Origin of the sequence: Streptococcus sp. 263_SSPC (assembly GCF_001071995.1) — a bacterium.
GTDB lineage: Bacteria > Bacillota > Bacilli > Lactobacillales > Aerococcaceae > Granulicatella.
Window position 1 is genome coordinate 34,622 of record NZ_JVNU01000029.1, and the last position, 12,969, is coordinate 47,590.

Annotated in this window: 24 protein-coding genes; all 24 read right to left on the reverse strand. The window is 38.6% G+C overall.

The window, feature by feature from the left end:
• Nucleotides 1-117: 117 nt before the first annotated feature.
• Nucleotides 118-771: an adenylate kinase gene (locus ADH02_RS04210; protein ID WP_048710334.1), complete on the reverse strand. Its 654-nt coding sequence runs from the start codon at nucleotides 769-771 to the stop codon at nucleotides 118-120.
• A 68-nt stretch (nucleotides 772-839) separates the two neighbouring features.
• Nucleotides 840-2,138, reverse strand: a complete 1,299-nt coding sequence (gene secY, locus ADH02_RS04215; RefSeq protein WP_048782822.1) for a preprotein translocase subunit SecY — start codon at nucleotides 2,136-2,138, stop codon at nucleotides 840-842.
• On the reverse strand, nucleotides 2,138-2,578 hold the full coding sequence (rplO, locus tag ADH02_RS04220; protein WP_048782825.1) for a 50S ribosomal protein L15: 441 nt from the start codon (nucleotides 2,576-2,578) through the stop codon (nucleotides 2,138-2,140). The genes secY and rplO overlap by 1 nt, the downstream gene beginning before the upstream one ends.
• A 31-nt stretch (nucleotides 2,579-2,609) precedes the next feature.
• Complete coding sequence (rpmD, locus tag ADH02_RS04225) at nucleotides 2,610-2,789, reverse strand: 50S ribosomal protein L30 (protein WP_005607451.1); 180 nt, start codon at nucleotides 2,787-2,789, stop codon at nucleotides 2,610-2,612.
• Between the two features lie 13 nt (nucleotides 2,790-2,802).
• On the reverse strand, nucleotides 2,803-3,303 hold the full coding sequence (rpsE, locus tag ADH02_RS04230) for a 30S ribosomal protein S5 (protein WP_048710342.1): 501 nt from the start codon (nucleotides 3,301-3,303) through the stop codon (nucleotides 2,803-2,805).
• A 21-nt stretch (nucleotides 3,304-3,324) separates the two neighbouring features.
• On the reverse strand, nucleotides 3,325-3,681 hold the full coding sequence (gene rplR / locus ADH02_RS04235; RefSeq protein ID WP_048710346.1) for a 50S ribosomal protein L18: 357 nt from the start codon (nucleotides 3,679-3,681) through the stop codon (nucleotides 3,325-3,327).
• Between the two features lie 66 nt (nucleotides 3,682-3,747).
• Nucleotides 3,748-4,284, reverse strand: a complete 537-nt coding sequence (gene rplF / locus ADH02_RS04240; RefSeq protein WP_048782830.1) for a 50S ribosomal protein L6 — start codon at nucleotides 4,282-4,284, stop codon at nucleotides 3,748-3,750.
• A gap of 26 nt (nucleotides 4,285-4,310) precedes the next feature.
• Nucleotides 4,311-4,709, reverse strand: coding sequence for a 30S ribosomal protein S8 (rpsH, locus tag ADH02_RS04245; protein WP_048710352.1), 399 nt, complete (start codon nucleotides 4,707-4,709; stop codon nucleotides 4,311-4,313).
• A gap of 32 nt (nucleotides 4,710-4,741) precedes the next feature.
• The gene (locus tag ADH02_RS04250; RefSeq protein ID WP_005607459.1) at nucleotides 4,742-4,927 is read right to left on the reverse strand and encodes a type Z 30S ribosomal protein S14; all 186 of its coding nucleotides are present in this window, start codon (nucleotides 4,925-4,927) and stop codon (nucleotides 4,742-4,744) included.
• A 27-nt stretch (nucleotides 4,928-4,954) separates the two neighbouring features.
• Nucleotides 4,955-5,494, reverse strand: a complete 540-nt coding sequence (rplE, locus tag ADH02_RS04255) for a 50S ribosomal protein L5 (RefSeq protein WP_048710355.1) — start codon at nucleotides 5,492-5,494, stop codon at nucleotides 4,955-4,957.
• A gap of 32 nt (nucleotides 5,495-5,526) precedes the next feature.
• Complete coding sequence (gene rplX, locus ADH02_RS04260) at nucleotides 5,527-5,829, reverse strand: 50S ribosomal protein L24 (RefSeq protein ID WP_048710358.1); 303 nt, start codon at nucleotides 5,827-5,829, stop codon at nucleotides 5,527-5,529.
• Nucleotides 5,830-5,859: 30 nt separating this feature from the next.
• A complete protein-coding gene (rplN, locus tag ADH02_RS04265; protein ID WP_005607465.1) occupies nucleotides 5,860-6,228 on the reverse strand; it encodes a 50S ribosomal protein L14 in 369 nt (122 codons plus the stop codon).
• A 38-nt stretch (nucleotides 6,229-6,266) separates the two neighbouring features.
• Nucleotides 6,267-6,533, reverse strand: coding sequence for a 30S ribosomal protein S17 (gene rpsQ, locus ADH02_RS04270; protein ID WP_039849226.1), 267 nt, complete (start codon nucleotides 6,531-6,533; stop codon nucleotides 6,267-6,269).
• A 24-nt stretch (nucleotides 6,534-6,557) separates the two neighbouring features.
• A complete protein-coding gene (gene rpmC / locus ADH02_RS04275; RefSeq protein WP_005607469.1) occupies nucleotides 6,558-6,764 on the reverse strand; it encodes a 50S ribosomal protein L29 in 207 nt (68 codons plus the stop codon).
• Nucleotides 6,754-7,188: a 50S ribosomal protein L16 gene (gene rplP / locus ADH02_RS04280; RefSeq protein ID WP_005607470.1), complete on the reverse strand. Its 435-nt coding sequence runs from the start codon at nucleotides 7,186-7,188 to the stop codon at nucleotides 6,754-6,756. Before rplP ends, rpmC begins: the two co-directional genes overlap by 11 nt.
• A gap of 2 nt (nucleotides 7,189-7,190) precedes the next feature.
• Nucleotides 7,191-7,853 carry a 30S ribosomal protein S3 gene (gene rpsC, locus ADH02_RS04285; RefSeq protein ID WP_005607471.1) on the reverse strand — a complete coding sequence of 221 codons (663 nt, stop codon included), beginning with the start codon at nucleotides 7,851-7,853 and terminating at the stop codon, nucleotides 7,191-7,193.
• Between the two features lie 3 nt (nucleotides 7,854-7,856).
• Nucleotides 7,857-8,213 (reverse strand): 50S ribosomal protein L22, encoded by a 357-nt coding sequence (gene rplV, locus ADH02_RS04290; RefSeq protein ID WP_005607473.1) that lies wholly within the window; start codon nucleotides 8,211-8,213, stop codon nucleotides 7,857-7,859.
• 19 nt (nucleotides 8,214-8,232) lie between these two features.
• Nucleotides 8,233-8,514: a 30S ribosomal protein S19 gene (rpsS, locus tag ADH02_RS04295; RefSeq protein ID WP_048710361.1), complete on the reverse strand. Its 282-nt coding sequence runs from the start codon at nucleotides 8,512-8,514 to the stop codon at nucleotides 8,233-8,235.
• A gap of 54 nt (nucleotides 8,515-8,568) precedes the next feature.
• Nucleotides 8,569-9,399, reverse strand: a complete 831-nt coding sequence (gene rplB / locus ADH02_RS04300; protein ID WP_048710364.1) for a 50S ribosomal protein L2 — start codon at nucleotides 9,397-9,399, stop codon at nucleotides 8,569-8,571.
• A gap of 44 nt (nucleotides 9,400-9,443) precedes the next feature.
• On the reverse strand, nucleotides 9,444-9,734 hold the full coding sequence (rplW, locus tag ADH02_RS04305; RefSeq protein WP_005607479.1) for a 50S ribosomal protein L23: 291 nt from the start codon (nucleotides 9,732-9,734) through the stop codon (nucleotides 9,444-9,446).
• Nucleotides 9,734-10,357, reverse strand: a complete 624-nt coding sequence (gene rplD / locus ADH02_RS04310; RefSeq protein WP_048782833.1) for a 50S ribosomal protein L4 — start codon at nucleotides 10,355-10,357, stop codon at nucleotides 9,734-9,736. Before rplD ends, rplW begins: the two co-directional genes overlap by 1 nt.
• A gap of 25 nt (nucleotides 10,358-10,382) precedes the next feature.
• Nucleotides 10,383-11,015, reverse strand: coding sequence for a 50S ribosomal protein L3 (gene rplC / locus ADH02_RS04315; protein ID WP_005607483.1), 633 nt, complete (start codon nucleotides 11,013-11,015; stop codon nucleotides 10,383-10,385).
• Between the two features lie 25 nt (nucleotides 11,016-11,040).
• Entirely contained in the window at nucleotides 11,041-11,349 is a 309-nt protein-coding gene (gene rpsJ / locus ADH02_RS04320; RefSeq protein WP_039849279.1) for a 30S ribosomal protein S10, read from the reverse strand.
• A gap of 425 nt (nucleotides 11,350-11,774) precedes the next feature.
• Nucleotides 11,775-12,962, reverse strand: a complete 1,188-nt coding sequence (gene tuf / locus ADH02_RS04325; RefSeq protein ID WP_048782834.1) for an elongation factor Tu — start codon at nucleotides 12,960-12,962, stop codon at nucleotides 11,775-11,777.
• Nucleotides 12,963-12,969 lie beyond the last annotated feature (7 nt).

Here is a 12,969-nt window from a genome sequence, read left to right on the forward strand (position 1 = left end):
GTCTCATCCTCCTTACTTGTAAAAAGTTTTTACGGATTATTTGACGGACTTCTACCGTTATCTAACTTTCTAAGTATACCATTTTAGCTACCATAATTGCAAGATAACAGGCAGTTCCTAGCGAGGTTCGCCCATAATTGATTGAATTGTTTTGAAGAGATTGTCAATGCCGCTTTCTCCATCAACATTACGTAATAAGCCTTTTGCATTATAGTAGTTTAAGATTGGTTTTGATTGTTCAATGTTAATTTGAATTCGATTTTCCACTGTTTCAGGTTTGTCGTCTTCACGTTGATAGAAATCATGAGAACCACAACGATCACATGTACCTTCTACTTTAGGTGGATTATTTGTTTTGTGGTAAGTAGCACCACAGTTACGACAAATAATTCTTCCTGTTAGACGTTGCATTAAGATTTCTGGGTTCACTTCGATGTTAATTACTGCATCGATTGAGCGGTTTAATTCCGCTAAGATTTTATCAAGTGCTTCCGCTTGTGCTTGAGTACGTGGGAAACCGTCCAATAAGAATCCTTTTTCTGTATCGGCTTGTTGTAAACGTTCCTTTACAATGCCGTTAGTTACTTCATCAGGTACTAATTCGCCTTTATCCATGAATGATTTAGCTTTAAGACCTAATTCAGTTTCTTGTTGCATAGCAGCACGGAACATATCTCCTGTTGAAATATGTGGAATTCCGTATGTAGCAACGATTTTTTCTGCTTGAGTACCTTTACCTGCACCAGGTAGACCCATTAAGATAATGTTCATAGTTGCCTCCTAGAATCATAATTGAAGAACTGACAAAACGCATTGCTGCATCTTGTCAATTTCTTCCATTATTCCTCAATAAATCCTTTATACTTACGTTTAATTGTACGTCCTTCAATTTGTCGGCTTAACTCTAACGCTACCCCAACAACGATTAGAAGGTTTGTACCACCAAGCATCAATCCACGAGGTAAGTTCCATAATGCTGAAGCTACCATTGGAAGGATTGAGATACCACCAAGATAAAGAGCACCAACTGTACTTAATCGTAGTAAAGTACCTGAAACGAATTGTTCTGTATCTTTACCAGGACGGACACTTAAAATATATCCGCTTGATTTTTGTAAGTTTTCTGCTACTTTCTCTGGGTTTACTTGTACGAAAGCATAGAAAAATGTAAATACAACAATTAACACTGTGTATAATGTTGCACCAGCAGGTTTAGAAAAATCAAAAATGTTAGTGGCAAGTTGGTACCAGCCAGATTCATTATGATCTTTTGCATACAAACTTAAAATAGTTGATGGCAATGTCATAAATGAGCTAGCAAAGATAACCGGAATTACCCCTGCAGAGTTGATTTTTAAAGGTAACCAAGATGTTTCACTTGAACCAGTTGCACGTTTTGAGTATGAGATTGGCAGGCGACGTTGCGCTTGTTCAATATATACTACTAACATAACGACTAAAACAATCGCTACAACTAATGCAACTGTGAATCCTACTGCACGATAAAAATCAGTGTCTGTACGACCTTGAATTTGATTTACATAGAATTCATAAATATCATGTGGCATTCTTGCTACAATACCTGCGAAGATTAGAACGGAAACCCCGTTACCAATCCCCTTAACGGTAATCATATCTCCCAACCATGTTAGAAACATGGAACCAGCTGTTAACACAAGTGCAATCATTAAGAATGTTTTGACCCCTGGGTTGTTAATTAACCCATAGTTTGACCAAACATTAAATCCAAAAGAAATTGCATATGCTTGGAAAAATCCAATCACAATTGTTAAATAACGAGTTGCCGAATTTAATTTACGACGACCAACTTCCCCTTGTTTAGACCACTCAACGAACGTTGGTAGAATATCCATTTGTAACAATTGGACAACAATGGATGCGGTGATATAAGGTGAAACTCCCATTGAGAACAATGAGAAGTTTGATAAAGCCCCACCACTAAATGTATTTAACAATCCGAAAATTCCTGTTGTTGCAAATGTCTGAATTGCTCCAGCATTTACACCAGGAACAGTAACTTGTGATCCAATACGAAAGATAATTAGAATCGACAATGTGAATAACAGACGTTTTCTAATATCTTTCATTTGAACAGCATTCTTTAGTAGAGTGAACATTAGATCACCTCTACAGTTCCACCTGCAGCTTCAATAGCTTCTTTTGCTGCTTGCGAGAATTTATTTGCTTTTACAGTTAACTTGCGTTCAAGTTTACCATTAGCTAACACTTTGATACCGTCTTTTTCATTTTTAACGATACCAGCCTCCACTAGTACAGTCGCAGTTACTTCTTGACCATCTTCAAAACGGTTTAATGTTTCAAGATTTACAACTGCATATTCTTTACGATTAATATTTTGGAAACCACGTTTTGGAATACGACGGAATAATGGAGTTTGTCCACCTTCGAATCCTAATCTAACGCCACCACCTGAACGAGCTTTTTGTCCTTTGCTTCCGCGTCCAGCAGTTTTACCATTTCCTGAACCTTGACCTCTACCAACACGGTTACGTTCTTTACGTGAACCTTCAGCTGGTTGTAATTCATGAAGTTTCATGTTCCGGGCACCTCCTCTTATAAGTTTTAAATTAAACTTCCTCAACATCCACTAAATGTGAAACTGTGTTAACCATGCCTTTGATAGCTACGTTAGCTGGTTTAACAACTGTTGAACGAATTTTTGTTAAGCCTAATGCTTTACAAGTATCGATTTGGTTTTGAGGACGTCCAATCAAGCTTTTCTTTAAAGTAATCTTTAATTCTGCCATTTTAATGTCCTCCTTATCCTAAAAGTTCTTCAACTGATTTGCCACGTAATGCAGCAACATCTTCAACACGTTTTAATTGTTTTAATCCTTCGATTGTAGCACGAACCATGTTAACTGGTGTGTTTGAACCTAAAGATTTTGAAGTTACGTCTGAAATACCTGCTAATTCAACAACGGCACGAACTGGTCCACCTGCTGCAATTCCTGAACCGGCTTGAGCTGGTTTTAACAATACGTTACCACCGCAGAAGCGACCGATAACTTCGTGAGGAATTGTAGAACCACTAGTTGGAACTTCAATAAGGTTTTTCTTAGCATCTTCAATAGCTTTACGAATAGCTTCTGGTACTTCTTGAGCTTTACCAGTACCGAAACCAACATGTCCATTATGGTCACCGACAACTACTAAAGCAGCAAAACGTAAACGACGTCCACCTTTTACAACTTTTGTAACGCGGTTAATCGCAACAACACGATCTTCTAATTCTAAGTTTCTTGCATCAATATTAACCATGAATTGTGGATCCTCCTTTTCCTAGAATACTAGTCCATTTTCACGTGCAGCTTCAGCTAAAGCTTTTACACGTCCATGGTATAAGTATCCACCACGGTCAAAGACTACTTCTTTAATATTTTTTTCAAGTCCGCGTTCTGCAATTAATTTACCTACAGCAGAAGCTTCCTCAGTTTTTGTTCCGTTTTCTACATTAGTATCTAAAGTAGAGGCACTTGCTAGCGTCACACCCGCTACGTCATCAATTAATTGAGCGTAGATGTTTTTGTTAGAACGAAAAACGTTCAAGCGTGGGCACTCAGCAGTACCAGAGATTTTACGACGAACACGTGCGTGACGAGTTTGACGCACTTTATTTTTGTCTGGTTTTGTAATCACAATTTTCACCTCTTATTAATTAATCATGCTGCGATAAGCGCAACAAAAGGTAAATAATCACTAAAATTATTTACCTGTTTTACCTTCTTTACGACGTACAAATTCATCAACGTAACGAATTCCTTTACCTTTATAAGGTTCTGGAGGACGTACGCCACGAATGTTAGCAGCTAATTCGCCAACTTTTTGTTTGTCATAACCTTTAACGATTACTTTTGTATTAGAAGGAACTTCGATTTCTACTCCTTCTTCTGGAGTGAACTCCACTGGATGAGAATATCCAACGTTTAATACAAGTTTTTTACCTTGTAATTGAGCACGATACCCAACCCCGATTAATTCCAATTCTTTTTGGAATCCTTCAGTAACACCAACTACCATGTTGTTGAAAACTGCGCGAGTTGTTCCGTGGATTGTTTTGTTTTCTTTTGAATCATCTGGACGAGTGAATACTACTTCACCTTCGCGTTGTTCTAAAGAAATGTTTTGGTTAAATGTATAACTTAATTCACCTTTAGGACCTTTAACTGTTACTGTATGATCCTTAACGTCTACTGTTACTCCAGCTGGAATAACGACTGGTTTATTACCGATACGGCTCACTTGGCTGCACCTCCTTATTTTCTAGATTACCAAACGTATGCTAGAATTTCTCCACCTACGTTTTTAGCTCTTGCTTCTTTGTCTGTAATAACACCTTCAGATGTTGATACAATAGCGATTCCTAAACCGTTTAATACTTTAGGAACTTCACCTGTTTTAGCATAAACACGTAAACCAGGTTTAGAAATACGTTTCAATCCTGTAATTACACGTTCGTTATTTTTTCCATATTTCAAGAACACTTTCATGATGCCTTGTTTACCATCTTCTTCAACTGAGAAGTCTTTAATGAAACCTTCAGATTTTAAGATGTTCGCAATAGCAACTTTCATGTTTGATGACGGAACTTCTAGTGATTCGTGACGAACCATGTTCGCGTTACGAATACGAGTTAAGAAATCCGCGATTGGATCTGTCATAACCATTAATGAGTACCTCCTTTATCAAGTAGTAATGATTACCAACTTGCTTTCTTCATTCCTGGGATTTGCCCTTTATAGGCAAGCTCACGTAAACAAATACGGCAAAGTTTGAATTTACGATAAACTGAATGTGGTCGACCACAACGTTCACAACGAGTATATTCTTGAGTTGAATATTTTTTTGGACGTTTGTTTTTTGCGATCATTGATTTTTTAGCCAAACTACTCGCCTCCTGTGAGTTTTATTTTTATTTTTGGAAAGGCATTCCAAGTTGAGTTAATAATTCTTTTGCTTCTTCGTCTGTATTAGCTGTTGTTACGATAACAATATCCATACCACGGACTTTGTCTACGCGATCGTAGTCAATTTCAGGGAAGATTAATTGTTCTTTAACACCTAATGTGTAGTTACCGCGTCCGTCAAAAGATTTTTTAGAAATCCCACGGAAGTCACGTACACGAGGTAATGAAACTGTTACTAACTTGTCTAAGAAGTCATACATACGTTCACCACGTAAAGTAACTTTAGTTCCGATTGGCATACCTTCACGTAAACGGAAACCAGCGATTGATTTCTTCGCAGTTGTTACAACTGGTTTTTGACCAGAGATTAATGTTAACTCTTCAACTGCTTTTTCTAAGTTTTTAGCGTTAGATGTTGCATCACCAACACCCATATTAATAACGATTTTTTCTACTTTTGGTACTTCCATAACTGATTTGTAGTTAAATTTTTCAATTAATGAAGGTACTACTTCGTTTTTGTATTTTGCATTTAAGCGATTCATGCAGGATGGTCCTCCTTCCTCAAATTACTGAATTATGCTTTATTACGACCTTTAGGTACGCGTACCTTTTCACCGTTTTCTACTTTAAAGCCTGTACGAGTTGCTTTACCTGTAGTTGGGTCTACGAACATTACGTTTGAAACATGAATTGGAGCTTCCACTTCAACGATTCCCCCTGTTTGGTTCGCTTGAGATGGTTTTTGATGTTTCTTAACAATGTTAACACCTTCAACGATTACACGGTCTTTTTTAGGAAAGCTCTTTAAGATTTTTCCTTCTTTACCTTTGTCTTTACCTGAGATTACTTTTACGATATCACCAGTTTTTACGTGCATGTGTTACACCTCCTTCGATTTTGATGAGAATTATAATACTTCTGGAGCTAATGAAACGATCTTCATGTAGTTGTTGTCACGTAATTCACGTGCAACTGGTCCAAAGATACGTGTTCCACGAGGGCTCTTGTCATCACGAATGATTACACATGCATTTTCGTCGAACTTAATGTATGAACCGTCTTTACGACGTGCACCTGATTTAGTACGAACGATTACAGCTTTAACGACATCCCCTTTTTTAACAACTCCACCTGGTGTTGCTTGTTTAACGGATGCAACGATTACGTCACCGATATTAGCTGTTTTGCGGCCAGATCCGCCTAGAACTCTAATTGTTAACACTTCACGAGCGCCTGAGTTGTCAGCCACTTTTAGTCGAGTTTCTGTTTGAATCACTATTGGTTCCTCCTTTCAAATGTATACACAATTTGAAATTAAATAATTACTGCTTCTTCAACAATTTCAACTAAGCGGAAACGTTTTGTTTTTGACAATGGACGAGTTTCCATAATCTTAACAATGTCCCCAACTTTTGCTGAGTTATTTTCATCATGAGCTACAAATTTTTTAGTATATTTAACACGTTTACCGTAAGTTGAGTGACGTTTGTAAGTTTCGATTGCAACTACTAACGTTTTGTCCATCTTATCTGAAACAACGCGTCCTTGATATACTTTACGTTGGTTACGTTCTACAGTCATGTTCATTGCCTCCTTTGCTGATGATTATTTTTGCAATTCTTCTTGACGCAATGCAGTCTTGATACGCGCAATTTGTTTACGTACTTCACGAATGCGTGCTGTACCTTCTAATTGCCCAGTAGCAAGTTGGAATCGTAAGTTGAATAGTTCTTGTTTTAATTCATTTTCTTTTTCAACAAGTTCAGCAGTGGATAACCCTTTAAGTTCTTTCTTAAGTTCATTAACCTTCATTCGATTCACCACCATTTTCTTCGCGTTTCACAAATTTTGTTTTAACTGGCAATTTGTGTGATGCCAAACGTAAAGCTTCGCGTGCTACTTCTTCTGATACGCCAGCGATTTCAAACATCACTTTACCGCGTTTAACTGGTGCAACCCATCCTTCAGGTGCCCCTTTACCAGAACCCATACGAACCCCGATAGCTTTAGCTGTGTATGATTTGTGAGGGAAAATTTTAATCCATACTTTCCCACCACGTTTCATGTAACGTGTCATAGCGATACGTGCTGCTTCGATTTGACGGTTTGTAATCCAGTGAGATTCTGTTGCTTGTAAACCGTATGTACCGAATACTACTTCTTTACCACCTTTAGCTTCCCCGCGCATTTTTCCACGGAACTCACGACGGTGTTTTACACGTTTAGGTACTAACATGATTATTTCCCTCCTTTCTCAGAGTTTTTGTTCTTTCTTGTTGGTAATACTTCATCGCGGTAGATCCAAGTTTTAACACCTAATTTACCGTATGTTGTATCTGCTTCTTCCCATGCGTAGTCAATGTCCGCACGTAATGTATGCAATGGAACTGTTCCTTCTGAATAGCTTTCAGAACGAGCGATATCGGCACCGTTTAAACGACCTGATACCATTGTTTTGATACCTTTAGCACCAGCGCGCATTGTACGTTGGATAGCTTGTTTTTGTGCACGACGGAAAGCGATACGACGTTCTAAGTCGCGAGCGATTCCTTCAGCAACTAATTTAGCATCTAAATCAGGTTTTTTGATTTCAACAATGTTGATGTGAACTCGTTTACCTGTTAGTTTGTTTAAGTTTGTACGTAATTTATCTACTTCAGATCCACCTTTACCAATTACCATACCTGGTTTAGCTGTGTGGATTGAAACATTAACACGATTAGCAGCACGTTCAATTTCAATTGTTGAAACGCTAGCTTCGTTTAATTGTTTACGGATATAATCACGGATTTTTAAATCTTCATGTAAGAATTCTGCGAAATCTTTTTCTGCGTACCATTTTGAATCCCAGTCACGGATGATTCCAACACGCATTCCTAATGGATGAATTTTTTGACCCACTGATTATCCCTCCTTCTTCTCTGATACCACTACAGTGATGTGGCTTGTGCGTTTTAAGATTTGTGAAGCTGAACCTTTAGCACGTGGACGGAAACGTTTCATAGTTGGTCCTTCGTTCACGTAAGCTTCACTTACATATAAGTTTTCAACATCTAAGTCAAAATTGTGTTCAGCGTTAGCAATTGCAGACATTAAAACTTTTTCTACGATTGGTGATGCAGAACGTGGTGTAAATTTCAAGATTGAAATTGCGTCACCGATTTTTTTACCTCTAATTAGATCGACAACAAGACGAGCTTTACGAGGTGCAATACGAACTGTTTTAGCAACTGCTTTTGCAGATGTGATTTGTTCTGACATTTTTCAAGTCCTCCCCTCGTTATTTGCGTTTAGATTTCTTATCGTCATTCACGTGACCACGGTAAGTTCTTGTTGGTGCGAATTCACCTAATTTGTGACCTACCATGTCTTCTTGAATATATACTGGAACATGTTTTCTGCCGTCATATACAGCAATTGTTTGTCCAACAAAGTTTGGGAAAATTGTTGAACGACGTGACCAAGTTTTGATCACAACTTTTTTGTCGCTACCTTGAGCAGCTTCAACCTTTTTCATCAAATGATCATCGACGAAAGGTCCTTTTTTCAAACTACGACCCATTATGGAAATCCTCCTTCCAGAATTTTAATAGAATCAGATTTGCTATCTAGTTAATTATTTTTTACGACCACGAACAATAAGCTTGTTAGAACGAGCTTTCTTGCTACGAGTTTTGTATCCAAGAGCTGGTTTACCCCATGGAGATACAGGTGTTGGACGTCCGATAGGAGCGCGACCTTCACCACCACCGTGTGGGTGATCGTTAGGGTTCATTACAGAACCACGAACTGTTGGGCGTTTACGTTTCCAACGAGAACGTCCTGCTTTACCGAAGTTAATTAATTCGTGTTGTTCGTTACCAACAGTACCGATTGTTGCACGGCAAGTTGAAAGAATCATACGAACTTCACCTGAGTTCAAACGAACTAAAGTGTATTTACCTTCTTGACCAAGTACTTGTGCACTTGTACCAGCTGAACGAACTAATTGTCCGCCTTTACCTGGTTTTGTTTCAATGTTGTGGATTACAGTACCCACTGGGATGTTTGCTAATGGTAAAGCATTACCTACTTTAATATCAGCATGTTCTCCTGATTCGATACGTTGTCCTACTTGTAAACCTTTTGGAGCAATGATATATGCTTTAACACCATCTACATAGTGAATTAATGCAATGTTTGCTGTACGGTTTGGATCGTACTCGATTGAGTGAACTACACCTTCAACGTTATCTTTGTTACGTTTGAAGTCGATCACACGGTAAGCACGTTTGTGTCCGCCACCTTGGTGACGTACAGTGATTTTACCTTGGCTGTTACGACCAGCGTTGTTTTTTGATGATTCCAACAAAGTTTTTTCTGGTGTTGACTTTGTGATTTCGCTGAAGTCATAACCTGTCATATTACGACGGCCGTTTGAGGTTGGATTATATTTTTTAATCGCCACGTCTATTTCCTCCTATTATTATAGTAGTTTTTTCTTTCTGAAGATTAAGCTTCTTCAGCGAATAATTGAATATCTTTTGAATCTTTTGTAAGCTTCACAATTGCTTTACGACGTTTGTTAGTGTAACCACCGTAGCGGCCAACACGTTTGAATTTAGCACGTACATTTAAGATGTTAACTTTTTCAACTTTAACACCAAAAATTTCTTCTACGGCTTGACGTACTTGAATTTTGTTAGCACGTACATCAACTTCAAAAGTGTATTTCTTTTCGTCAGTAGCAAGCATTGAAGCTTCAGTAATGATAGGGCGTTTGATTACGTCACGTGCATCCATTATTGAAGTCCCTCCTCTACTTTAGAAAGAGCTGCTTTAGTGATTAATAATTTGTCGTTGTTTACAACGTCTAATACTGTAACATCTGTTTCGTCAACGATTGTTACGTTTGGAATGTTACGAGCTGCTAATAATGCGAAATCGTTTGAAGATTCTACAACTACTAACACTTTTGTATCAACGTTTAAGTTAGACAATACTTGTGCAAACTCTTTTGTTTTTGGTGCGTCAAATTGTAATGCTTCCACTACAACAAGCTTGTTATCCAATACTTTTTGTGATAATACTGATTTAATCGCTAAGCGACGTACTTTTTTAGGTAATTTGTAACTATATGAACGAGGTGTTGGTCCGAATACAATACCTCCGCCACGCCATTGTGGTGAACGGATTGATCCTTGACGAGCACGACCAGTTCCTTTTTGGCGCCATGGTTTACGGCCGCCTCCGCTTACCGCACTACGGTTTTTAACAGCGTGTGTTCCTTGACGTAATGAAGCGCGTTGCATGATTACTGCGTCGAATACTACATTTTCGTTTGGTTCAATTCCGAAGATTTCTGAGTTTAATTCGATTTCTCCGTTTGTTGTTCCATCTTGTTTAAATAATGTAACTTTTGTCATTCTCTCGTTCCTCCTTCCCTATTTATTATTTAGATTTAATTGCTGTTTTAATTTCTACTAATGATTTCTTAGATCCAGGTACGTTACCTTTGATTAAGATTACATTGCGTTCTGCATCAACTTTCACTACTTCTAAGTTTTGAATAGTGATACGGTCGCCACCCATTTGTCCAGGTAATGCTTTACCTTTGAAAACGCGTGATGGGAATGATGCTCCACCCATTGAACCAGGACGACGGTGGTAACGAGAACCGTGAGCCATTGGTCCGCGAGATTGTCCATGACGTTTGATAGCACCTTGGAAACCTTTCCCTTTAGATGTACCTGTTACGTCAACGATGTCTCCTGCTTTGAATACATCAACTGTAATTTCTTGTCCTACTTCGTACTCGCTAAGCTCGACATTGTTGAATTCACGAATGAAGCGCTTAGGAGTAGCATTTGCTTTTGCTACATGACCTTTAGCAGGGCGATTTGATAAAACTTCACGTAAGTCGTCGAAACCTAATTGAACAGCTTCGTAACCGTCGTTTTCGATTGTTTTTAATTGAAGAACAACGTTTGGAGTTACTTCAACAACTGTTACAGGAATAAGTTCACCTGCTTCTGTAAAGTATTGAGTCATCCCTACTTTTTTGCCTAAGATTCCTTTGGTCATGGTTACACCTCCATTTTTCTATTTATTATAATTTGATTTCGATGTCAACGCCGCTTGGTAAATCAAGCTTCATTAAGGCATCAACAGTTTTTGGCGTTGGATTAACGATGTCGATCAAACGCTTGTGTGTACGCATTTCAAATTGTTCGCGAGAATCTTTATATTTGTGAGTCGCACGAATAACTGTGTAAAGCGATCTTTCTGTTGGCAATGGAATTGGACCAGCTACGCTAGCACCAGTTCTTTTTGCTGTTTCTACGATTTTTTCCGCTGATTGATCAAGCGCACGGTGTTCGTAAGCTTTCAAACGGATACGGATTTTTTGTTTTGCCATTGTCTTTCCTCCTTCGTCTAATGTTGTCATAAGACTAGCTCCACGCGAATTTCCGACTTGACCCTTTCGTGGCAAAGCGTCCGGGCGTGTCGCAACCTCTCGTTTCATAGCTCCCCTTCTTATTTTAAGAGGGGGTATGCTGCTTTAGAATTTACATTCCTCTGCGGCACTTTTAATAGTATACAAGATTCTTTTTTTGATTGCAAGTGAAAACCGTTGATTTAACAGCATTTATTTATGCACACGCGCCCGTGTGTTCCATTTTATTTTAAAGCCTTTACAAACGTTGATATATCAACGTTTTCAGAGATTTATACTCATTTATGTTTTTCGCTTTCAATTGTCTGACATTTTATTTTAAAAATTTTTTAATAAAAAAAGACTATCCAAAATTGGATAGTCTTGAAAATCAATTTTAAGAAAAATTATTTTTCGATAGCAGCTACTGAACCAGCACCTACTGTACGTCCACCTTCACGGATAGAGAATTTAGTACCGTTTTCGATAGCAACTGGGTGAATTAATTCAACTTCCATAGTTACGTTGTCACCAGGCATTACCATTTCAACGCCTTCTGGTAACAAGCAAACACCAGTGATGTCTGTTGTACGGAAGTAGAATTGAGGACGGTAGTTAGAGAAGAATGGAGTGTGACGTCCACCTTCTTCTTTAGTTAATACGTAAACTTCAGCTTTGAATTTAGTATGTGGAGTGATTGTTCCTGGTTTAGCAAGAACTTGTCCACGTTCGATGTTGTCACGTGTAACACCACGTAATAATGTACCAATGTTATCCCCTGCTTCAGCATAGTCTAACAATTTACGGAACATTTCAACACCTGTAACAGTTGTTTTAGAAGTTTCTTCTGAAATACCAACGATTTCAACTTCGTCACCAACACGAACTTGTCCACGTTCAACACGACCTGTAGCAACAGTACCACGACCTGTGATTGAGAACACGTCTTCGACTGGCATCATGAATGGTTTGTCAACGTCACGTTCTGGAGTTGGGATGTATTCGTCAACTGCAGCCATTAATTCTAAGATTTTTTCTTCGTATGAAGCGTCGCCTTCTAAAGCGCGTAAAGCAGAACCTGCAATAACTGGAGTGTCATCGCCTGGGAAATCGTATTCTGATAATAAGTCACGAACTTCCATTTCTACTAATTCTAATAATTCTTCATCGTCAACCATGTCAACTTTGTTTAAGAATACAACGATGTAAGGAACACCTACTTGACGTGATAATAAGATGTGTTCACGTGTTTGTGGCATTGGGCCGTCAGCTGCAGATACTACTAAGATAGCACCGTCCATTTGAGCAGCACCAGTGATCATGTTTTTAACGTAGTCCGCGTGTCCTGGGCAGTCAACGTGAGCGTAGTGACGAGTGTCAGTTTCGTACTCAACGTGAGCTGTGTTGATTGTGATACCACGTTCGCGTTCTTCTGGAGCTTTATCGATTGAACCGTAATCTTGAGCTTGCGCGAAACCTTTCTTAGCTAATACAGTTGTAATAGCAGCAGTTAATGTTGTTTTACCGTGGTCAACGTGGCCGATTGTACCAATGTTAACGTGTGGTTTTGAACGGTCAAATTTTTCTTTTGCCATTTAAATG